Here is a 21,701-nt window from a genome sequence, read left to right as displayed (position 1 = left end):
GCAACGGCAGTCTCACGAGCCATCACCACTGCAGTCACCCCTTCCAGGCGACTGGGAGCCTAGCGAGTCACATGATCGGCCGGACAGCTCCTAGGGGGCGCTGGGGGCCGGACGGCTCCGGAGCCAGTACGAGCGGGCGGCGACGGTGAGCGCGACGCCGTACCCGGCGAACGCGGTCATCCCGATCCAGGCCATCAGCAGCGCGTCCCCCGGGGAATGCGCGTCGCCCTGCCGCATCGTCACCACCCCGGTCGCGGCCAGGGCGCAGTAGCCCAGTCCGAGCACCCCGTAGAGGGTGAGGCTGGCGGAGCCGAGCAGGGCCGGAGCCAGCGGCAGCCAGCGGGGAACCCGTCGGCCGCGCAGCAGGAAGGTCCAACGCGGGAGGACCTGGCCCCACGGACGGACCAGCCCCCACAGCAGGAAGACGCCGAGCGCGGCCAGCAGGGCGGTGACGTCCAGGCCCCGGGACTCGAGGGCGAGCCAGATCCCCGAGGCGCCGTTGCGCACGGAGATCGCGATGTTCTCCTCGCCGCTGATCCCGGCGAAGGTGCCGCCGAACGCCCAGACCAGTTTCATCGCCACGTACGGGAGGAACGCCACGGAGCCGCCGACAGCGGCGAGTTGGACCCGGACGGGGGCGGCGGAGGGTGCCGGTGGGACGAGGCCGGCGGTCGGGCGGCGGTCCGTCCGGGAGGCGGCCGCGAGCAGGAGCGCGCCGACGGCGGCCAGTGCGCGGTTCACGGTCGCCGGCGGACTGTCCACCCCCTCGCCGGTCATCAGCGTGATCAGGTCCATCAGCAGGCCGAACGCGGCGACCACCGTCACCCCGCAGAGCACCCGGAGCAGCACCCGCAGCGCCGGCCGCGGCCCGTGGCGGGCCACCGCCCCGCAGGCCGGGCCGGCCAGCGCGGCCACCGCCACGACGACCCAGTCGAGCGTGGCGCCCCCGGGCGGCTCGCCGCCCGGGAACACCGGCGTCCCGGTCCCCGCGCAGACGAGGCCGAACGTGCCGTAGGCCGCCGCCCACAGCACCGCCACCCGGCTCACCCGGCCCACCGGGCAAGGCCGTTGCCGCCACCGGGCTCGTCCCCGCGTCTGTCCGTCAGTGGTCATGCCCCGACCCTCGCCCCGGCCGCCGTGGTGCGGGATCGGCCGCCGGGACGAGCCGTGTCCCCCGGCCGGGGGAGTGCCCCCAAGGCCGGTCGCGGCGGGTCCGGTCGGGGCGGGTCGGGATGCGGAGGGGGTGCGTGGAGGGGTTACGGAGCCGGGACGAGCCGGGTCAGGCGGGTCGCCAGCCAGGGACGGCGGCCGCCCGCGCGGAGCCGGCCGCGGAGGATGGCCTTCCACTGCGGGTCGCGGTGGAAGGCGACCAGCAGGAAGGCCACCGGGTCGGCCGAGATCCGGCAGTCCGGGGTGCGCGGCGGCGCGCCGGTGGTCACTGTCAACTTCTGTTCGCTGATCAGGAGTTGGAGGCGCGGGCCGCCGCGTACCGCGAGGTCGTAGGCGATCTCGACGCCCCGGGCGAGGTCCCGGTCCAGGGCGCGCGGCATCATCGTGGGCATCGCCTGGCCGAGCACCAGCCGGGCGTGGTCCGGGTCGATCGGCCAGGGCAGGCCGACGGCGCGGGCGATGTCCAGCCCGTGCAGCAGGCACTCGCTGAGCAGCAGCCCGGTGGCGGCGGCCACCGTCAGCCGGGGTTCCGGCCCGTACCACGGGGTGGGGAACGCGGTGTCGGGGTCGAGCGCGGCGGTGGTGCGCAGGAAGCGCGCGCCGTGCTCGGTGAGGAACGCCCCCGGCCGGCCGTCGACCTGCTCGCCGACCAGGGTCATCGCCCGGGCGTTGACCTCCGCCATCCAGACGCCGAAACCGACCTCGGTGGGCCGCAGTTCGGACGTCACGGCCACCGCCCCGCCTGCTCCGGGCGCCTCCTCCGCCGGGCCGGGGAGGACGGCGGGCCAGTCCACGGCGGCCATCTCGTCCTGGCCGGGCACGGTCGAGCAGTACGCCAGGAACACCGCCGACAGGTGGGTGGCGACCTCGCCCGCCGTCCAGGCCGGCAGGGCCGATCGCTGGCGCAAGTCGGCGGCGGAGGAAAGGAGTTGGACGACCCGGTCGACGGCGTCGGCGAGCGCGAGGCGGGTCCGGCGGTGGGCGTCGGCCGGATCGGCGACGGGACCGGTGGCAGGGGCGGGACGTTCGGGCACGGCGGCGGCTCCCCGGGACAGTGGCGGACGGAGCGTGAGGCTACCGTCCGGTAATCCGCCGGGGAAGGTGGCGTGCGCGCCGGGCCCGGGACGGCACTCGTGGACGGGGCTGTTCCCGCAGGTGGGACGGTGGATAGGGTGAGGTGGTCCACACCAGCCGCCGGACCGGAGGACCACCGTGCAGCCGATCACCGACCGACCGATCCGCTGGGGCGTTCTCGCCACCGGCGGCATCGCCACCGCCTTCGTCGAGGACCTGGCGGCCGTTCCCGGGGCCGAGGTCCACGCCGTCGCCTCCCGCCGCGCCGACTCCGCGCGGGCGTTCGCCGACCGCCACGGCATCCCGCACGCCCACGGCAGCCCGGCGGACCTGGCCGCCGACCCCGAGGTCGACGTGGTGTACGTGGCGACCCCGCACTCCGCGCACCACGCCGGGACGAAACTGCTGCTGGAGGCCGGAAAGGCGGTGCTCTGCGAGAAGCCGTTCACCCTCAACCACGGCCAGGCCGCCGAACTGGTGTCGCTGGCCCGCAAGCGCGAGACCTTCCTGATGGAGGCGATGTGGACCTACCTCGACCCCACCGTGCGGCGGATCGCCGAACTGGTCGCCGACGGCGCGATCGGTGAAGTCCGCACCGTGCAGGCCGAGTTCGGTTTCGTCGAGGCGGAGGTGCCGGGCCACCGGCTGTGGGACCCGGCGGTCGGCGGCGGCGCCCTGCTCGACCTCGGCGTCTACCCGGTCGCCTTCGCCCAACTCCTGCTCGGCGAACCGGACTCGGTGCAGGCCCTGGCCCGCCTCAGCAGCCTCGGCGTGGACGCCCGCACCTCGATGCTGCTCGGCCACCCCGGCGGCGCGACCGCGCTGCTGTCCTGCTCGCTCGACGCCGAGTGCGCCCAGCGCGCCTCGATCCAGGGCAGCGCCGGCCGGATCGAGATCGACCGCGACTTCTTCCACCCCGCCGGCTTCACCCTGCACCGCGCGGGCGCCGAACCCGAGACCTTCCGCGGCCCGGCCAAGGTCGGCCACGGCTACGGCCTGGAGGCCGCCGAGGTGATGCGCTGCCTGCGCGCGGGCGAGACCGAATCGCCGCTGGTGCCGCACGACTCGACGCTCGCCGTGATGCGCACCCTGGACGCGGTGCGCGAGCGGACCGGGGTGCGCTACCCCGGCGAGTGACCTCCTGTCGGATCTCCCGTCAGACCTCCCGTCAGATCTCCCGTCGAGTCCCCCCGCCCGGGCCGGACTGCTGCTCGAAGGCCCGCAGCAGCAGTTCGGCCAGGTGCAACGGCCGCGCGCCCGGCACCAGTTGGGTCAGCTGGGTGCGGCAGCTCAGGCCGTCGGCGAGCAGCAGGGTCTCCGGGGCGGCCGCGCGGACGGCCGGGAGCAGGGCCCGTTCGGCGATCGCCACCGACAGCTCGTAGTGCCCGCGTTCGAAACCGAAGGCCCCCGCCAGGCCGCAGCAGCCCGCGTCCAGCGGCCGCTCGGCCAGGCCGAGCCGCGCGGTCAGGCGCCGGTCCGCGCCGGTGCCCAGGACGGCGTGCTGATGGCAGTGCACCTGGGTGAGCGCCTCGCCGGTCAACTCCGGCAGCCGCAGCCCCTGTTCGTCCTGCTCGTCCAGGAACTCGGCGAAGGTCCGCACCCGGGAAGGGAGTTCGACACCCGGCAGCAGCCGCGGCCAGTCCGCCCGCAGGGTGGCGGTGCAGGACGGCTCCAGGCCCACCACCGGCAGGTCCGGCGGCAGCCGGCGCAGTGACCGGCCCACCACCCGCCGGGCCGCGCCGAGTTGGCCACTGGCGATCAGGGTCAGCCCGCAGCAGACCGGCCCGTCCGGCAGCACCACCCGGAAGCCGAGCCGCTCCAGCACCAGCACGGCGGCCCGGGCCGGGGCCGGGTCGAGCAGGTCGGACATCGAGTCCGGCCACAGCAGCACCGCCGGGGCGGCCGGATCGGCCGGACGCGCCGCCCGGTGGGCCCGGAACCAGGCGGTGAAACGCTGCCCGGGCAGGACCGGCAGCGCCCGCCGCCGGTCGATCCCGCCCAGCCGCTTCAGCACGGCCGCCGCATACCGGTTGCGCAGCACCGCGTTCGCGGCGCCCGGCGCCCGGTGGGCCAGCCGCAGCCAGGCCGGCAGCCGGCCCAGCGAGAGGTGCGCGGCCGGGCGCGGCCGGAACCGGTAGTGGTGGTACAGGAATTCGGACCGGTAGGTGGCCATGTCGACGTGCACCGGGCAGTCGCTCGCGCACCCCTTGCAGCCCAGGCAGAGATCCAGCGCCTCCCGGACCTCCCGGGAGCGCCACCCACCGGTCACCAGGTCGCCGCGCAGCATCTCGCCGAGCAGCCGGGCCCGCCCCCGGGTGGAGTGCCGCTCCTCCCCGGTCGCCAGGTAGCTCGGGCACATCACCCCGCCCGCGTCGTCCACGCACTTGCCGACGCCCACGCAGCGGTGCACCGCGCCCAGCAGGCTCCCGCCGTCCTCCGGATAGTCCAGCACCAGCGGCAACTCCCTTCCCGCGAACCGGAGATCGGCGTCGATCCGGCGCGGCTCGACCAGCAGGCCCGGGCTGAGCAGCCCCGCCGGGTCCCAGATCCGCTTGAACCGGGCGAACAGCCCGATCACCTCCGGCGGGAACATCCGCGGCAGCAGCTCGGCCCGGGCCTGCCCGTCGCCGTGCTCGCCGGAGAGCGAACCCCCGTGCGCCACCGCCAGATCCGCCGCCTCCAGCACGAACTCCCGGAACGCCTCGGGCCGTTCGCGCAGCGGAAAGTCCAGCCGCAGGTGCACGCACCCCTCGCCGAAGTGCCCGAACGGCACCCCGCGCAGCTCGTGCCGCCCCAGCAGCGACCGCAACTGCCGCAGGTACGAACCCAGTTGCTCCACCGGGACGGCGGAGTCCTCCCAGCCCGGCCAGGCCGCCCCGCCCGGCCGCCCGTCCGCCGTCGGCGGCAGCCGGGTGACGATGCCCGCCCCCGCCTCCCGGATCGCCCACAGCGCCCGCTGCTCGCCCGGGTCGGTGACCACCGCGACGGCGGCGGTCCGCTCGCGCCGTACCGCGGCGGCGAGTTCGCGCGCCCGGTCGGCGGCCTCGGCGGGCGTCGCGCCGCCGGTCTCCAGGAACAGCCAGCACGCGCCGTCCGGCAGCCGGTCCAGCACCGGCGGGCGCGGACCGGTGGCGAGCAGCGCCGCGACCAGGTCCGCCGCCATGCCCTCGCAGGTCAGCGGCCCGAACGGGAGCAGCCCGGGCACCGCGTCGGCCGCCGCCGTCTCGTCCGGGTACCCGGCCACCAGCAGCGCCCGGGCCGCCGGTTCGGGCACCAGCCGGACGGTCGCGCCGAGCAGCAGCGCGCACGTCCCCTCGGTGCCGGTCACCGCCCGGACCAGGTCGTGGCCGCGCTCCGGCAGCAGCGCGTCCAGCGGGTAGCCCGAGCCGCGCCGGGGCAGCACCGGCATCGCCCGCCGCAGCAGCGCCAGGTTGTCGGCCGCCAGCGCCTGCAACTCCCGGTGCAGACGGCCGAGTCGGCCCGGCGCGGCGGCCAGCGCGGCCCGTTCGGCGGGCGACAGCGGGCCGGTGACGGTGGTCTCGGTGCCGTCGGCGAGCAGCAGGTCCAGGCTGTGCAGGTTGTCCGAGGTCCGGCCCCAGGCGAGCGAGTGCGAGCCGCACGCGTCGTTGCCGATCATCCCGCCGAGCGTGCACCGGCTGTGGGTGGACGGGTCGGGGCCGAACCGCAGCCCGAACGGCCTTGCGGCGCGCTGGAGTTCGTCCAGCATCGTGCCCGGCTCGACCCGCGCGGTGCGGGCGTCCGGGTCGACCTCCAGCACCCGGCCCAGGTGCCGCCGGAAGTCCAGCACCACCGCGCCGGGCCCGATCGCCTGCCCGCCGATGCCGGTCCCCGCCCCGCGCGCCACCACCGGCACGCCGTGCTCCCGGCACACCGCCAGCGCCGCCCGCACGTCCGCCCGGTCGGCGGGCTTCACCACCCCGCGCGGCACCTGACGGTAGTTCGACGCGTCCTGCCCGTACACGGCCCGCTCGGCGGTGTCGAACCGCACCTCCCCGCGGACGGCGGCGGCCAGGGCACGGGCGAGAGCGTCGGACATGCCCCGATCATCCCAGCCGGGCCCGCGAACCCGGCCCGGCCACCGCGCACCGGGGTGTCGCGGGATGTCGCGGGGCGCCCGCTCAGCCCGCGTCGGGGGCGCCGGACGCCTGGACGGGGATGACCGGAACAGCCGGAGGGGCGGGCTGCGGTGCGGCTGCGGGGGCCGTTCCGGCGGTCGCTCCGGTGGTCGCCGCGGCGGTTCCGGTGGGGGAGGTCGGGGCGGTGGGCTGGATCTTGTCGTCGCGCTCGTCGTCGCCCGCGCCGTCGCTGGTGGTCAGGATGGTGTCGAAGACCTCGCGGAGCTTGTCGGTGGCCTGCTTGGAGAACAGTCCGCAGAGGCCGGCGATCCCGGCGAAGCCGTACGGGTTGGTCGCGGTGCCGTCGGTGCCGTTGGCGAACAGGCCGCCGCGCAGCAGGAAGTAGACCAGCAGGGCCAGCGCCGCGCCGATCGCCGTGCGCAGCAGGTACCAGGGCAGCCAGCTCGGCAGCAGCTGGCGGTTGCCCGCGTAGGTGGCGAAGGAGGTCGCGGCGTGCACGAAGCTGCCGAGGCCGCTGGCGGCGAGGACTGCCAGCAGCATCGCGGTGTTGGAGGTCAGGCGCCAGGGGCCGAGGCCGAACACTGTCCACACCGCCGGGTCGCCGGTCGGCGCGCGCTCCGCGGTCAGCGTGGTGAGCGGCGTCCAGACGCTGATCAGCAGCGCCACGCAGACGAACGCCTCGGCCAGCAGCACCGCGCCCAGCACCAGCACCGCCCAGCCGGGCAGCTGCTGCTGCGGCGGCAGCGGACTCGCCGTCGCGGTCACGTCCGGGGTCGGGCCGTCCAGCGACAGCACCGCGTCGGAGGCCGGGGAACCCGCGGGCTTCGGGACGTCCGCGGGACCGGCGGGCGTGGGCGCAGTGGGCGCAGTGGGTGCGGCGGACGCGCCCGGGGACGCGGCGGAGGCCGAAGCAGGGGAGGACATCGCGGAGTTCGCCTTCCGGTCCGGTGGTGCACGGAGCTGGCGCGGGGGAGTGTCGGCGCGGGGAGGGACTCTACCGTCCACGTCCTTCTGACAGGCGGTCAGGCCCCGCCGTTCCCCACCACTTCCCTTGCCCGGTCAGGGCCGTTGGTACACCGCCCGCGTCGAGCGGCGCACCGGCGGCACCGGTACGCAGGACTGGAGGACTGCAGGTGCACAGGTGCGCAGGAGGGGCTCAGCGGCCCAGGCCCGCCAGCCGGGAGAACTTGGCGACCTCGAAGGTGGCGTACGAGTTCGAGGACAGCAGCGAGAACTTGATGCCCTCGCGGCCCTCGGGCTTCCGGTAGCCCGCGGGGAGGAAGCGCCGGTAGTGCTCGGCGGCGCGCTGGAAGAACTGCGGGCGCTCGGTGCGGCTCAGGCAGCCGGGCAGGTCCAGCACGAACAGGTAGTGCCGGACCATCCGGGTGAACAGGTGTGGGCGCACCGCGGCGGTGACCTGCTCGGCCTCGGCGGGCTGCGCGTCCAGCAGTTCGAAGGTGCTCTCGTAGCGGTCGAGCAGGTCGAAGTGGCTGGCGCCCGGACTGCCCGCCGGGTGCAGGGTGTGGCGGCGGCGGATGGTCACGCACTCGCGCTCCAGCACCGCCGCCCGTCCGGCCGCGAGCAGGGTCCGGTGCACCGCCGAGACCTCCTCGTAGAAGCCGTCCGGGAACGCCGGGACGGTGCCGGCCCGCAGCAGCCGGTCCCACACCAGCGGCGGGGCGCCGAACAGTTCGGGACGGTCCGCCGGGGCGAAGACCGCGGGCCCGACCTCGGCGAGCAGGTCGGCCGCGCCACCCGGCCAGAGCTTGCCCCGGTGCTCCCGGTTGTGGCCGAACAGCAGCACGTCCGGCTCGCCGGTCTCGGCCAGCCGCGCCGCCATCGCCTCGAACGCGTCCTCCGCCACCAGGTGGTCGGCGTCCAGGAACAGCAGGTACTGCCCGCGCGCGTGCGCGGCGCCCGCCATCCGGGCCCGCCCGATCCCGGTCTCCTCCTCCAGCCGCAGCACCCGGACCCGGGCGTCGCGCAGCTCGTACGCCTCGACCAGCCGCTCCGAGCAGTGCGGGGAGGGGGTCTGCACCACGATGATCTCGAACTCCCGGAAGGACTGCCCGAGCAGCGAGTCCAGACAGTCCTTGAGCTGTCCCTGCTCGTCATGGGCGGGCAGTACGACGGTGATCAGTGGTGGGGCCATGGGCGGGAGGCTATGGGCGGGGACAGCCTGAGGCAAAGGTCGGAAGCCGCTCGAAAGCGATTAATCCGGACATCGCGTGCGGGACGTTCGCGGAATCTTCACCGAACGGACATGAGTGTGCGATGAAATGTCCGGATAGAGGGCGGAACGCCGTGACTTGCTGACGTATCGTCAGATGTACGGACGGTGGGCGAGCCGGGGAGGACCGGTGCCCGCCCCGCCCGCGCCACCGCTCAGTACCAGCTGTGCGACTGCCAGAACGACCAGGCCGCGCACGGGCTGCCGTAGGTCTCGTTCATGTACTGCAGCCCCCACTTGATCTGGGTCGCCGCACTGTCCCGCCAGTCCGCGCCCGCCGAGGCCATCTTCGAGCCCGGCAGCGCCTGCATCAGCCCGTACGCCCCCGAGGAGGCGTTGGTCGCGTGCACGTTCCAGCTCGACTCCCGCTCCACGATGTTCGAGAAGCACGGCAACTGGCCCGCCGGGACGAGCTGCGCCGCGATCTGCTGCGGCGTCCCGCTGAACACCGAGGACGCCGAGGATGCCGAGGACTTGGCGCCGGAGCCGGACGGCGCGACCGCCGAGGGGGTGCCGCTCGGCAGCGCCTGGCGCTGCTGCGCGCGGGACGCCGCCTCCGCCTTCGCCCGGGCCGAGGCGGAAGCGGACGCGGAGGCCGAGGCGGCGGCGGACGCCGAAGCGGCGGCCCGGGCCTCCTCCTCGGCCTTCGCCCTCGCCGCGGCCTCCGCGCTCGCGCTGGCCGCGCTGGCACTGGCCGCACCAGCCGCGCTCGCACTGGCCGCACTGGCGCTCGCCTCGGCCCGGGCGGACTCGGACGCGGCGGACGCCGCGAGCGCGTCCGTCGACAGCCGAGGGGCGTCGGCCGCGACCGTGCTCGCCGCGACGGGCGTCGAGTCCTGCGGCAGGGCGATCGCCAACGTGGCGGTGCCGGCCACCGCGAGGGTGGCGACACCCGTCACCACCGCGTGCCGGTGGCGGCGGAGCTTCTCCGGGAGGCTCAAGGTCCTGCGATGGGTCCTGCGGTGCTGCACGGCGACCTCATCTCGCGCGGGCCGGAAGGCCGGAGGGGCAGAAAAGGGGAAGCGGGTGGACGGACCCGTGGACTGCGGAAAGGCGATCCGGCCGGTGGATGGGGGTCATTCTTGGCAGACCCGAAACTGTCGATCAATCAGCACCGGAACTACGCCCCGTAGTAGAGGAAGGGGTGCGGAACCACACCGGACGCAGCCGTCCGAGCCAGGGCGCCCGGCCGGACGACCCGACTGCCCGCCCCTGTCGGCCACGCCCCTGACCTGCGAAATCCCCGCTCCGATCGGCACCCTCGACAGGCCGGACGGCCGCCCCCGCCGGGAGCCCGCCGCACCCCGACTATCGAGGGTCGTAGTGCCCCGGCCCGGTGTGGGCGGCCTCACAGCCCCCGGCACGGAACCGTTCGCGCACCGGCACCGTCCGCACCCGATCGACCACTCGCCGTCCGCGCCCGCCCCCACCCGCGCCGCCCGCCCCACCCGCGCCGACCGACGACTCGCCCCGGCCGACGGGTGACCCCGGACGTCCCACCCGTCCCGGCCGCCCCGATACTGGCCCGATGAAGATCGCGTTGGTGGCGGTGGCGTTGGTGGCGGCACTCGGCCTGCTCGGGCTGGCGCACTGGTACGTGTGGCGGCGGACGGTCCGGGACGTGTCCGCGCCCGGCGGCGCGTACCGGCGGACCGGCACCGCGCTGATCGTCCTGCTCCCCGTCCTCTCGCTGCTCGCCCTGGTCGGCGGCCGGGCCTTCCCGCTCGCGGTGGAACGCTGGTTCGCCTGGCCCGGCTACCTCTGGCTCGCCGTCCTCCTCTACCTCCTGCTCGCCCTGCTGGCCGGCGAGGCCGTCCGCCCCCTGCTGCACCGCCTCGCCCGCCGACGGCCCGCCGGGACCACCCACCCTGCGGAGGCCACCGAGGCCACCAAAGCCACCGAGACCGCCGAGGCGACCGAGCCCGCCGAGCCCGCCGAGACCGTGACGCCCTCCCGGCGGCTGTTCGTCTCCCGGGTGGTCGCGGGCGCCGCGGCCGGGGTGGCGGTCGGCGTGGTCGGCAACGGCGCGTACGGGGTGCTGCGCGGCCCCCGGGTCAAGCAGGTGACCGTCCCGCTGGCCAAACTGCCGCGCGCCGCGCACGGCTACCGGATCGCGGTGGTCAGCGACATCCACCTCGGACCGATCCTCGGCAAGGCACACACCCGGCGGATCGTCGACACCATCAACGCCGTCCAGCCGGACCTGGTCGCGGTGGTCGGCGACCTCGTCGACGGCACCGTCCCCGAACTCGGCCCCGCCGCCCGCCCGTTGGCCGACCTGCGGGCCAAGGACGGGGCGTACTTCGTCACCGGCAACCACGAGTACTTCTCCGGCGCCGCGCCCTGGGTCGAGTTCGTCCGCGAGCTCGGCCTGCACCCGCTGGAGAACGCCCGGATCGAGCTGCCCTGGTTCGACCTCGCCGGGGTCAACGACCTCGCCGGCACCGCCCAGGGCCAGGGCCCCGACTACGGGCGGGCACTCGACGACCGCGACCGCACCCGGGCCGCCGTCCTGATGGCGCACCAGCCCGTCACCATCCACGACAGCGTCCGGCACGGCGTCGACCTGCAACTCTCCGGCCACACCCACGGCGGACAGCTCTGGCCCGGCAACTACCTCGCCGAACTGGCCAACCCGACCGTGGCCGGCCTCGAACGCTACGGCGACACCCAGCTGTACGTCACCCGCGGCGCCGGCGCCTGGGGCCCGCCCGTCCGGGTCGGCGCGCCCTCCGACATCACCGTCGTCACCCTCGCCTCGCTCCGGGCCTGACCCCGGGACGGGAACGGCCCGTCGCCCGGCGCGGGCGAAGACCGCGACCGGGCACCATCGCGGGCAGACTGCTCAAGGGTGCATGCGGGCGCCCTTGAGCACCTTGTCCACCGCGTTGCGCGGCCCGTGCAGCGCGAGGCCCACCAGGTCGAGCGCGGCGGCCGGAACGGCGCGGACGGCCGCCCGGTTGTCCCGGTCGTTGCCGGTGCCGAACAGCTCCGCCGTGAACACCGCCACCGGAAGGCCGCGGGAAACCGCTTTCCCGTGCGCTGCGGCCAGTACCTCCCGGCCGCCCTCCAGGACCAGCACCGGCTGACGGAACATCGGCAGATAGCCCGTCCCGTCCGCGTCCGCGTACGGCTCGCCGATCAACTCCGGGACGGCGGTGCCCAGCCCGCTCACCAGGAACGCGGTCACGTTCAGCCGCTGCCAGGGCGCGAGGTCCTCGCGCAGCAGCACGGCGATCTTCGTGTCGAAACGGGCGGCCGGGGCGGGCACGGCGGTGGCGGCCGGGGCGGCAGGAACGGGGGAGGGGGAAGCGTCCATGGAGTGAGCGTGCCGGTCGGCCCGCCGCCCGGTCTTGTACGTTCCTTGCATGGCAGCGGCACCCCGGCAGGAGATCACGGCCTGGCGCCCGCACGTCCCGGGCGTGGTCGAGGTGCTCCACGCGCACCTCACCGAACACCGCTACCCCATGCACGTCCACGACTCCTGGACCCTGCTGATCGTCGACCACGGCGCGGTCCGCTACGACCTCGACCGCCACCGCCGCGGCACCCCGCACGACACCGTCAGCCTGCTGCCGCCGCACGTCCCGCACAACGGCTCACCGGCCACCGACGGCGGCTTCCGCAAACGCGTCCTCTACCTCGAACCCGACCGGATCGGCGAGGAGCTGATCGGCGCCGCCGTCGACGGACCGGACCTCGCCGACCCCCTGCTGCGCCACCGGGTCGGCCGACTCCACACCGTCCTCGGCACGGTGGGCGACGAACTGGAGGCCGAGAGCCGACTCGCCCTGATCGGCGAACGGCTCCGCACCCTGCTGCGCCCGCCGCAGGCCCGACCGACCGCACCCGCCCGCTCCACCCTCGCCCACGACCTCCGCGACCTGCTCGACGCCCGCCTCACCGAACGCACCACCCTCGACGAGGCGGCCGCGCAACTCCACGCCCACCCCGCACACCTGGTCCGCGCCTTCAGCACCGCGTTCGGCCTGCCCCCGCACCAGTACCTCACCGCACGCCGCGTCGACCGGGCCCGCCGCCTCCTCCTCGACGGCCACCCCGCCGCCACCGTCGCCACCACCCTCGGCTTCCACGACCAGTCCCACCTCACCCGCCACTTCCGCCGCATCCTCGGCACCACCCCGGGCCGCTACGCCCGCCGAACGCGGTAGGCGGCCGCACCGCGCCCGGTCAGGGCGCGGCGATCGGGGCGGCGAGGACGGTGGCACCCGCCGCGGTGAGGTGGTGGCGCACCCGGGGCCCGTCGCGGTGGGTGGTGGTGAGACCGGCCCGGCGCAGGACGGTGGCGTGCTCGGAGGCCGAGGCGAGCGAGACGGCGAGCCGGTCGGCGAGTTCGGCCGTACTGAGCCCGGGCGTCGAGGCGATCGCGCGGAGAGCGGCCGCGCGGGTGGTGCCGAGCAGCCGCCCCAACGCCGAGGCGTGCTGCCGCTGTTGGGCGGGCGAGGCGTCGGACAGCGGGTTCGCGGCGAGGTCGAAGGGCAGGGGGTAGCAGAGCACCGGCACCCGGTCGGCGCCCCCGTCGACCAGCCGCGGCAGCGGGCCGCAGAACAGCATGGGCGCCAGCATCAGACCGCGCCCGGCGAGGTGGACGTCCGCGTCGGCCCGGGCCGGGACGGTCAGCACGGGCGGGCGCCAGAGCAGCGCGGGATGCAGACCGCCCAGCAGACCGCCGATGCCGCGCCGGTACAGGCTCGTCGTCCGACGGGCCAACTCGGCGTCGAGAACGCCCTGGAGAGCCCGGACCCGCGGAGCGATCACCGCGGCGTGGTACGCACCCAACGCCCGGACGACGACATCCATCGCCCCGGGATCACCGTGGCCGAGGGAGCTGACCCAGTCGGGCAGGGGCCTCGCCCCCGCGAACCGGCCCAGGTCGGCCGCCAACCGGTGCCGCGGGGTCGCGCGGACGTCCTCCAGAGCCGCAGCCGGCTCCCCGGGATTCGTCGTCGGGGTGAGGAAGTCCGGTATCCAGCCCCGGGCGGGAACGAGATCCAGCAAGGGCCCGACCCCGGCGGGCAGTTGGGTGCGCAGCCCGGTCCGCCAGGCGCCGAAGCGCACCTCCTGGTCGGTGCGGCGGGCGACCTGGAGGCTCAGCACCGCCTCGCTGATCTCGGGCAGCGGCTCGATCAGGTCCACCCGGACCAAGTCCTGGGCCGTGAAGTGAATCCGTAGCATCCGTGCCCCCCCGGCCACGCCGCGCCGCCCCCCCGGCGACCCCGCCCCGACCCCGACCCGCATCGTGCCAGCCGCGGACGGCACCCGGCTACCGCGCGGTTTCGGACAGCGCCGAAACCCCGCGCCGACCGGAACCGCTCTCCGGAGGATGGAGCCCGCACCACGCCGCGACGGGCGGAACGGACCGCCCGCCGCGCCCAACTGCCTTCTGTAGTAACCCTGGAGGGATTTCGTCATGACTGTCCGCACCCGTATCCGCACCTATGCCCGCACCCACACCCGTGCTCGCGTCCGCGTCCGTGCCGCGATCGTGGCGCTCGGCGTGGCGGCGTCGAGCCTGACCATCGCCACCGTCGGGGCGTCGTCCGCCCACGCCTGCGGCCTGTCGGCGCTGGGCCCGGTCCAGCAGATCAACTCCCCGTCCGGCAGCCTCGGCCAGTTCTACTTCGCCTGGAACTCCTGCACCGCCCAGGCGTACGCCGAGGTCCACTTCACCGCCGGAACCTACGGGAACGGCCAGATCGCGCTCCTGAACAACGCCGGCACGGGCACCGCCAACTCCGGCCCGCAGGGCTCCTGGTGGGAGTCACCGATGCTGTCGATCTACAGCAACCCGTCCTCGGAGCGCCACTACTACGGCGTGATGAGCTTCACCGCGAACGGTCACAGCTGCGAGGGCCGGACCCCGACCTGGAACTTCAGCGACGGCTCGTACGACACCAGCCGCGCCTACACGCGCTGCTGGTACTGACAGTCGGCCCCCGCCCGGCGGCAGGTGAAAGTTTCAGCGGAGCGGGCGGGTGGGGGCGGGCGGCCGGGGCGCGGTCTTGACGGGGCGTCGACAGAGGTGGGTGCATGGCGGCTCCGTCCGATCGCCGATCCCTGCCGGGAGAGACCTGCCATGCGCCCACCCCGCCCCGTCCGAACCGCGCTGTCGCTCGCCGCCCTGCTCGCCGCCGGCCTCGGCGCCGCCGTGCCCGCCCAGGCGGCGACGCCCGCGGCGCGGACCCTCGCACCGGACACCCGGTTCTACGTCGACCCCGGGAGCAAGGCCGGCCAGCAGGCCCTGACCGACCTGAAGGCCCACGACCTGCCCGGGGCCGCGTCGATGGCACTGCTGGCGTCCTGGCCGGTCGCGCAGTGGTTCAACGGGACGGCGACCCCGCAGGAGACCACCGACGCGATGGCGGCGCTCCAGGCGAAGGCCGCGCGGGCCCGGCAGGTCCCGGTCGCGGTGGCGTACAACGTGCCCGGCCGGGACTGCTCGCAGTACTCCGCGGGCGGCGCCTCCAACAGCACCGAGTACGCGGCCTGGATCGACGCCCTCGCGCGCGGCATCGGCGACCGCCGGACGGTCGTGGTCCTGGAACCGGACGGCCTCGCACTGTCGCCCGCGTTCTGCGGCGGCACCGCCGCCCAGCAGCAGGACCGCCTCACCGAGATCTCCGCCGCCGTCGACCGGCTCCAGCAACAGCGGCAGGCGATCGTCTACCTGGACGCCGGGCACAGCGGCTGGCAGAACGTCGGCACCCAGGCCCAACTGCTGATCGACGCCGGAGTGGCCCGCGCCCAGGGCTTCTTCCTGAACGTGTCGAACTACCAGCCCGACGCCGCGCTGACCCGCTACGGCACCCTGGTCTCCAAGTGCGTCTGGTACCTGCGGAACACCCCGGGCGCCACCGCCGACTCCTGTGCCAACCAGTACTGGCCGGCCGCCGACGCCGACGCCTGGTACGCGAGCCGGGTTCCCGCCGACGCGGAACTGACCCACTTCGTGATCGACAGCAGCCGCAACGGGCAGGGCCCGTGGACACCCGAACCCGGCAAGTACACCGGTGACCCGCAGACCTGGTGCAACCCGCCCGGCCGCGGCCTGGGCGCCCGGCCCACCGCCGACACCCGCCAACCGCTGCTGGACGCCTTCCTGTGGATCAAGGTCCCGGGCGAGTCCGACGGCAGCTGCACCCGCGGCACCGCCGGACCGGCCGACCCCGAATACGGCACCGTCGACCCGGCCGCCGGCGCCTGGTGGCCCGCACAGGCCCACGCCCTCGCGGCCAACGCCGCCCCGAAGCTCGGCTTCAACACCGGGCTCTTCCCGACACACTGACGCGACGTCTGGTTCGCCGGACCGGCGGGAAAACGCTTTCCGGCGGCGTGGCGGCGTGGCGGCGTGGCGGCGTGGTGACGCGGTGACGGGCTCGGCGGGCGAACGGGAAACCGCTTTCCCGCCACACGCCGCCCAATCTGTCGGACGAACCGGAAACCGCTTTCCGGTGACGCTCCGTCAAGTCCGTCGAACGAACGGGAAACCGCTTTCCGAAACCGACGGCACTCCGCCAGGTCCGTCGGACCAACGGGAAACCGCTTTCCGGCCGCGCCCGGGCAAGGGGCCGAAGCTCCTGCCCGGGCGCGGTGCGTCCGCCTCAGCGGTGGCGCAGCCAACTCGTCGCGGCGGTCGGCTTGTTGCTGTAGTCGAACAGGGCCTGGTTCTCCCAGGCGTCGCCGGAGGCCGGGTCGGCGGGGTTCCAGCCGTTGCCGGGGACGGCGGTCCAGGTCGGTTCCCAGTAGAAGACGCCCAGGCCGCGGCCGTTCGGGACGGCCTCGACCACGTTCAGCACGTCGCGCAGGCCGGCCGCCTGGCCGGCCTGGGTGGCGGGGTAGCCGGCCTGCAGTTGGGCGGCGGTGGCGAGGTTGTTCTCCAGGGCGTCGTTGTTGGCGAGGGTGAAGGCGTTGGCGGTCTCGGCGACGAACACCTGCTTGCCGTAGCGGGCGGCCAGGTCGTCCAGGGTGGTCTGCAGGTCGCTGAGCGGGCCGTGCCAGTAGCCGTAGTAGGAGAGTCCGATCAGGTCGAACGGCACGCCCCGGGCCACCGCGTTGTCGAAGAAGGTCCGGGCCCCGGCGTCGTCGCCGCCCTTGGCGAGGTGCAGCGCGACCTTGGTCGAGCCGCTCACCGCCTTGGCGGCCTTGGCGCCCTGGGTGAGCAGCGCCGCCAGGTTCGACCAGTTGGAGGTGGAGCCCTGCGGCCAGAGCATGCCGCCGTTGATCTCGTTGCCGATCTGCACCATGTCGGCGGTGGTGCCCTGCGCCTTCAGCGCGTCGAGGACGTCGTAGGTGTGGTCGTACACCGCCGATTCGAGCTGGGCGAGGCTGTAGCCGGACCAGGGGGAGGGCACGGTCTGCGCGCCGGGGTCGGCCCAGGTGTCGGAGTAGTGGAAGTCGATCAGCAGGCCCATGCCGAGCGCCTTGGCGCGCTTCGCCATGGTCAGCACCCGGGCCTTGGTGTTGTAGCCGTCGGCGGGGTTCACCCACACCTTCAGGCGCGCGTAGTTCGCGCCGTTGGCGTGCAGGATGCTCAGCGCGTCCCCGGTGGTGCCGTCGGCGTACTTGTAGACGCCGCCCTTGTCCTCGCTCTTCTTCAGGGTGGAGACGTCCACGCCCCGGACGGCCACCCCGGTCGAGCCGGGGGCGAAGGTGACGTCGTCGACGTTGATCCAGTTCCCGGCGTTGGCGTCGGAGACGATGCTGATCGTGCACTGCCCGCCGGTCACCCGGACCGGGGTGACCAGCCGGACCCAGGCCCCGTTCGGGGTGACGGGCAGGTCGGTGCGCTGCTCGGCGGAGCCGCAGTTGCGCAGGGCCAGGTAGGCGGAGTTCTGGCCGCCGCCGGAGCGGACCCAGGCGGTCAGCGTGTAGCTGCCGTCGGCCAGGCCGGACAGGTACTGGTAGGTCTCCACCTTGTAGGCGGAGGCGGCGTAGTGGGTGAGCCGGTAGGAGCCGCCGTGCCCGCCGGCCTCGGTGAAGGAGGCGCTGTCGCTGCCCGCCGCCGAGTAGGTGGACCAGCCGGCGGGCGTGGCGGTCCCGGTGCCGCCCGTCTCGAAGCCGCCGTTGCCGAGCGTGCTGGCCGCGTGGGCGGTGCCGGGGACGCCGGCGACGGCGGTGGTGGCGAGCGGGATCGCGGCGGCGGCGCTGACGAGCGCGCGCTTGAGTGCCTGGTGCATCGTCGTCCTTGGCGATGGGGGCGGGCGGGACGGGCCGGGGGAAGGCCGGTCGCCCGCCGGGCCGGGTGGGGGAGGCCCGTCGGCCGGGTTCGGGCAGTGGCCCGACCCCGATGGGAACGTACACACCCACGAGCCGACGTATTCCGCATAGAAAAGCGCATGGATGGGATCCTTGGCAAGGTACCCGAGGTCAATTCATGTGAACGTTCACAGCCCGCTGGGGAGGCGACGGCGCGTCAGGGGGCCGGGCCTGTCGGCGCAGTGTGCTACCCGTGGAGTACGGAACCGGAGGAGGGAGTGGGCGATGGCGGTGCGGCGGGTGGTGCCGAACGTGCGGGTGGCGCGGGAGGGGGAGGCCGGGCAGGCCGAGAATCGGGAGTTCTACGGGCGGCTCGGCTTCGAGGAGGTGATGAACCACGGGTGGATCATGACGCTGGCCGCCCCGGGCAGCCCGACCGCCCAGCTGAGCTTCATGACGCGGGACGCCACCGCCGCGCTGGTGCCGGACGTCAGTGTGGAGGTCGAGGACGTCGACGCGGCATACGCGGCGATGCGGGCGGCGGGGGCGGAGATTGTCCACCCGCTGAGCGACGAGGAGTGGGGCGTGCGCCGCTTCTTCGTCCGCGACCCGAACGGCCGGGTGGTGAACGTGCTCGGCCACCGCTGAACCCCGGCGGTCCGGCGAAGCCCCGGAGGCCCGGAGCCCCGGAGGTGGGGGAGGGCTACCAGCCGGTGCGCAGGCGGTAGGAGGCGGTGAGGTCGCGGACCTCCGCCGAGCGCACCACCTCGCGGCCGAGGGTGGGCCGCAGGTGCTTGTCCAGCAGGCGCAGCACCTCCTCGGAGAGTCGCGCCTTCAGCCCCTCGGGCCGTCCCGGGAGCAGTCCGATCGCGATGTGCACGAAGGCGACCAATTGGCCGTCCGCGTCGTCCACCCAGGTCTCGGCGGCCTGCCGGAAGAAGGTCTTGCAGACGCCCCGGGAGGCCACCCGCTCGCGCACCAGCGGGTGCAGCTCGCGGACGAACTCGGGGCGGTCGAAGGCGTCGGCGAGCTGCGGCGAGTAGTCGACGGTGATGTGGGGCATGGCGGGACCTCCTCGCGCAGATGCTTGGCTTCTACATCCACCCATCCTGGCCCCACCCCGTCCGCCCGCCGCACCCGGGGTACCGGAAAACGGACGGCCCGCACCGACGGGCACCACTCACCACCGGCGGCCGCCCCTCACCACCTGCCGGCGGCCACCCCTCACCACCGGCCCCACCACGCGGGCGGCGGCGGATCGGCGGGGACGGCCGAGGGCTGCTCGGGGTGCAGGCCCAGCCGCCGCAACGCGGTCGCGTCCACCCGCAGTTGCAGCCAGCCCCACCAGTGGCCGTCCGGGCCGATGCCGCAGGAGTGGTCGATCCGGACGTCCTGCTCGTCGATCGCCCGCCAGTCGATGCCGTGGGCGCGCAGTCAAGCGCCCAACTGCTCGTGCGGTCGGGGACGGCCCGCCTCGTTCGGCCACCCGAACAGCGACACCCACTTCTCCTCGTCGTCCATGCGGCACAGCATGGCAACCCCCTGACGGATTGTCAGTCGAATAAAGCCGGATGAAAAACAGCACATCAGCAGCGGAAATCCGGGCGCGGCCATTGGCCCGGCCCGACCGGGGAGTGTAGGAATGGGGGTATGACCCGGTTTCGGGCAGCACTCGGTGGACGCAGCGGCGCGGACCGGACCTCCGCAGGCCGACTGCCCATGGCCCCGCGTCCCAGGCCGACCCCGCGTCCCAGGCCGACCCCGCGTCCCCGGCCGGTCCCGGGCCTGTGGGCGGTCCCGGCCCTGCGGCCGGCCCCGCAGCAGGGCTCGCCGGGTACGGCCCCGGGCCCCCGCCCGACGCGCTCCTCCCCGGTCGGACGGTGCGGATGACGCCCGTCCCCGAGCCCACCGTCGTCCGCGAGGGCGTGCTGCTGCTCGACGCCGAACGCCTGCTGTACGCCAACGACGAGGCCCGCCGCCTGCTGGAGCTGCCCGCCGACTGCGAGGGGAGCCCGCTCGGGGCCCTCGGCCTGCCGCCCGCGCTGACCGCCCTGCTGGACGCCGGGCCGGAGGCCACCGACGCCCCCGTGCGGGCCGGCGGCCGCACCCTGGCGGTCGACCTGCACCCCACCGACCGCTCCGGCGGCCCGCCCTGCCGACTCGCCACGCTCCGCGACAGCGCCCCGCCCGCCGTCCCGCCCGCAGACCCGGACACCGCTGCGGACGACGCCCCGGACACCGCCCGGCGGCGGCTCGAACTGCTCTACCGGGCCGGCGGCTCGATCGGCACCACCCTCGACATCACCCGCACCTGCCAGGAACTCGCCGCCGCCCTCGTCCCGGCGTTCGCCGACTTCGCCAGCGTCGACCTGTACGAGGGCGTCCTCGACGGCGGCGACCCGCACCCGGACCGGGGCCGCCCGATGCGCCGCGCCGCGCTCGCCGGGGTCGGTGAGTGGTCCCCGCTGCTGGTACCGGGATCGGCGGTGCCGCTGGTCCCCGGCACCCCGCGGGCCCGCGCGATGGCCGACGGCCGCTCGGTCGCCGAACCCGACCTGACGGCCGCGCTCGCCGCCTGGGACGACATCAGCCCCGGCACCGTCGACGCGATGCGCGCCCAGCAGGTGCACACCCTGATCGCGGTGCCGCTGGCCGCCGGGGACGCGCTGCTCGGCATCGCCACCTTCTGGCGGGCCCGCCCCCGCCCGGCCTTCGACGAGGAGGACCGCACCCTCGCCGAGGAGCTCACCGCCCGCGCCGCCGTCCTGGTCGACAACGCCCGCCGCTACACCCGCGAGCACACCATGGCGGTCGCCCTGCAGCACAGCCTGCTGCCCGCCGGACTGCCGCAGCAGCAGGCCCTGGAGGTCGCCTCCCGCTACCTGCCCGCGCACGCCGGCGTCGGCGGCGACTGGTTCGACGTGATCCCGCTGTCCGGCGCCCGGGTCGCCCTGGTGGTCGGCGACGTGGTCGGCCACGGCGTGCACGCCGCCGCCACCATGGGCCGGCTGCGCACCGCCGTGCACACCTTCGCCTCCCTCGACCTCGCCCCCGACGAACTCCTCGGCCACCTCGACGCCCTGGTCAACCGCCTCGACCAGGAGCACCCGGGGGCCGGCCACCCGGAGCGCCCGATCACCGGCGCGACCTGCCTGTACGCCGTCTACGACCCGGTCGGCCGCCGCTGCACCCTCGCCCGGGCCGGCCACCCGCCGCCCGCCGTGGTCCACCCCGACGGCCGGGTCGAGATCCCCGACCTGCCCGCCGGGCCGCCCCTCGGCATCACCGGACTCCCGTACGAGAGCTGTGAGTTGGAGCTCGCCGAGGGCAGCAGCCTGGTGCTGTACACGGACGGGCTGGTGGAGTCCCGCGACCACGACCCCGACCATGGCCTGAAACTGCTGCGCACCGCGCTCGCCCGCCCCGGCCGCGACCCCCGGCAGACCTGTCAGGACCTGCTCGACGCCCTGCTGCCCGACACGCCGGCGGACGACATCGCGCTGCTGGTCGCCCGCACCCGCGCGCTGCCCGCCGACCACGTCGCCGACTGGGAGGTCCCCGCCGACCCCGCCGCGGTGGCCCGCGTCCGGGCCGCCGTCACCCGCCGCCTCGACGACTGGGGCCTCGGCGAGCAGGCCTTCGCCGCCGAACTCGTGCTCAGCGAACTGATCACCAACGCGATCCGGTACGCCGCCGCCCCGATCCGGGTCCGGCTGCTCCGTGACCGCGCGCTGATCTGCGAGGTCTGGGACGGCTCCGCGACCTCCCCGCACCTGCGGTACGCCGCCGACACCGACGAGGGCGGGCGCGGCCTGTTCCTGGTCGCCCAGCTCGCCGAGCGCTGGGGCACCCGCTACCCCGACAGCGGGAAGGTGATCTGGGCCGAGCTGCCCTTCGGGGCCTGACGGGGGCCG

General features: G+C 75.0%; 17 protein-coding genes. 7 read left to right on the top strand and 10 right to left on the bottom strand.

The window, feature by feature from the left end:
* Positions 1–90: 90 nt before the first annotated feature.
* Together ACIQBJ_RS33150 and ACIQBJ_RS33145 are read right to left on the bottom strand one after the other, a co-directional pair.
* Complete coding sequence (locus ACIQBJ_RS33150) at positions 91–1,047, bottom strand: hypothetical protein (RefSeq protein ID WP_400718194.1); 957 nt, start codon at positions 1,045–1,047, stop codon at positions 91–93.
* A gap of 209 nt (positions 1,048–1,256) precedes the next feature.
* Positions 1,257–2,204 carry a maleylpyruvate isomerase N-terminal domain-containing protein gene (locus tag ACIQBJ_RS33145; protein ID WP_400718192.1) on the bottom strand — a complete coding sequence of 316 codons (948 nt, stop codon included), beginning with the start codon at positions 2,202–2,204 and terminating at the stop codon, positions 1,257–1,259.
* 178 nt (positions 2,205–2,382) lie between these two features.
* Between ACIQBJ_RS33145 and ACIQBJ_RS33140 the strand changes: the two genes are divergently transcribed.
* Positions 2,383–3,381: a Gfo/Idh/MocA family protein gene (locus ACIQBJ_RS33140; RefSeq protein ID WP_400718189.1), complete on the top strand. Its 999-nt coding sequence runs from the start codon at positions 2,383–2,385 to the stop codon at positions 3,379–3,381.
* Positions 3,382–3,412: 31 nt separating this feature from the next.
* Here the strand turns inward: ACIQBJ_RS33140 and ACIQBJ_RS33135 are convergent, their stop codons facing one another.
* The 4 genes from ACIQBJ_RS33135 to ACIQBJ_RS33120 all read right to left on the bottom strand — a co-directional run bounded on the left by ACIQBJ_RS33135 (position 3,413) and on the right by ACIQBJ_RS33120 (position 9,512).
* The gene (locus ACIQBJ_RS33135; protein ID WP_400718186.1) at positions 3,413–6,301 is read right to left on the bottom strand and encodes an FAD-binding and (Fe-S)-binding domain-containing protein; all 2,889 of its coding nucleotides are present in this window, start codon (positions 6,299–6,301) and stop codon (positions 3,413–3,415) included.
* 82 nt (positions 6,302–6,383) lie between these two features.
* The gene (locus ACIQBJ_RS33130) at positions 6,384–7,265 is read right to left on the bottom strand and encodes a hypothetical protein (protein ID WP_400718184.1); all 882 of its coding nucleotides are present in this window, start codon (positions 7,263–7,265) and stop codon (positions 6,384–6,386) included.
* A gap of 232 nt (positions 7,266–7,497) precedes the next feature.
* Positions 7,498–8,493, bottom strand: a complete 996-nt coding sequence (locus ACIQBJ_RS33125; protein WP_400718182.1) for a glycosyltransferase family 2 protein — start codon at positions 8,491–8,493, stop codon at positions 7,498–7,500.
* 233 nt (positions 8,494–8,726) lie between these two features.
* Positions 8,727–9,512, bottom strand: a complete 786-nt coding sequence (locus ACIQBJ_RS33120) for a lytic transglycosylase domain-containing protein (RefSeq protein WP_400718180.1) — start codon at positions 9,510–9,512, stop codon at positions 8,727–8,729.
* 587 nt (positions 9,513–10,099) lie between these two features.
* Here ACIQBJ_RS33120 and ACIQBJ_RS33115 point away from each other — a divergent pair.
* Positions 10,100–11,344, top strand: coding sequence for a metallophosphoesterase (locus ACIQBJ_RS33115; RefSeq protein WP_400718178.1), 1,245 nt, complete (start codon positions 10,100–10,102; stop codon positions 11,342–11,344).
* A 72-nt stretch (positions 11,345–11,416) separates the two neighbouring features.
* On the opposite strand, the gene ACIQBJ_RS33110 is transcribed toward ACIQBJ_RS33115, so the two are convergent.
* Positions 11,417–11,890: a DUF2000 family protein gene (locus tag ACIQBJ_RS33110; protein ID WP_400718176.1), complete on the bottom strand. Its 474-nt coding sequence runs from the start codon at positions 11,888–11,890 to the stop codon at positions 11,417–11,419.
* Positions 11,891–11,939: 49 nt separating this feature from the next.
* Between ACIQBJ_RS33110 and ACIQBJ_RS33105 the strand changes: the two genes are divergently transcribed.
* Positions 11,940–12,743: an AraC family transcriptional regulator gene (locus tag ACIQBJ_RS33105; protein WP_400718174.1), complete on the top strand. Its 804-nt coding sequence runs from the start codon at positions 11,940–11,942 to the stop codon at positions 12,741–12,743.
* A gap of 19 nt (positions 12,744–12,762) precedes the next feature.
* Here ACIQBJ_RS33105 and ACIQBJ_RS33100 read toward each other — a convergent pair whose 3' ends face one another.
* Positions 12,763–13,767, bottom strand: coding sequence for an ArsR/SmtB family transcription factor (locus ACIQBJ_RS33100; RefSeq protein WP_400718172.1), 1,005 nt, complete (start codon positions 13,765–13,767; stop codon positions 12,763–12,765).
* A gap of 235 nt (positions 13,768–14,002) precedes the next feature.
* On the opposite strand from ACIQBJ_RS33100, the gene ACIQBJ_RS33095 reads away from it, so the two are divergent.
* Positions 14,003–14,518, top strand: coding sequence for a hypothetical protein (locus ACIQBJ_RS33095; RefSeq protein ID WP_400718169.1), 516 nt, complete (start codon positions 14,003–14,005; stop codon positions 14,516–14,518).
* 150 nt (positions 14,519–14,668) lie between these two features.
* Positions 14,669–15,877: a glycoside hydrolase family 6 protein gene (locus ACIQBJ_RS33090; protein WP_400718167.1), complete on the top strand. Its 1,209-nt coding sequence runs from the start codon at positions 14,669–14,671 to the stop codon at positions 15,875–15,877.
* 316 nt (positions 15,878–16,193) lie between these two features.
* Here ACIQBJ_RS33090 and ACIQBJ_RS33085 read toward each other — a convergent pair whose 3' ends face one another.
* The gene (locus tag ACIQBJ_RS33085; RefSeq protein WP_400718165.1) at positions 16,194–17,768 is read right to left on the bottom strand and encodes an arabinogalactan endo-beta-1,4-galactanase; all 1,575 of its coding nucleotides are present in this window, start codon (positions 17,766–17,768) and stop codon (positions 16,194–16,196) included.
* Positions 17,769–18,072: 304 nt separating this feature from the next.
* Here ACIQBJ_RS33085 and ACIQBJ_RS33080 point away from each other — a divergent pair, with 304 nt between their 5' ends.
* Positions 18,073–18,435: a VOC family protein gene (locus ACIQBJ_RS33080; protein ID WP_400718163.1), complete on the top strand. Its 363-nt coding sequence runs from the start codon at positions 18,073–18,075 to the stop codon at positions 18,433–18,435.
* Positions 18,436–18,490: 55 nt separating this feature from the next.
* Here the strand turns inward: ACIQBJ_RS33080 and ACIQBJ_RS33075 are convergent, their stop codons facing one another.
* Entirely contained in the window at positions 18,491–18,850 is a 360-nt protein-coding gene (locus ACIQBJ_RS33075) for a 5-carboxymethyl-2-hydroxymuconate Delta-isomerase (RefSeq protein WP_400718161.1), read from the bottom strand.
* 823 nt (positions 18,851–19,673) lie between these two features.
* Between ACIQBJ_RS33075 and ACIQBJ_RS33070 the strand changes: the two genes are divergently transcribed.
* Positions 19,674–21,692 (top strand): SpoIIE family protein phosphatase, encoded by a 2,019-nt coding sequence (locus tag ACIQBJ_RS33070; protein WP_400718159.1) that lies wholly within the window; start codon positions 19,674–19,676, stop codon positions 21,690–21,692.
* Positions 21,693–21,701: the final 9 nt, after the last annotated feature.

This window comes from Kitasatospora sp. NPDC088391 (assembly GCF_044753345.1).
Classification (GTDB): Bacteria; Actinomycetota; Actinomycetes; order Streptomycetales; family Streptomycetaceae; genus Kitasatospora.
Note: the sequence above shows the minus strand (reverse complement) of the source record. Positions and strands in the feature narration are given on the sequence as shown.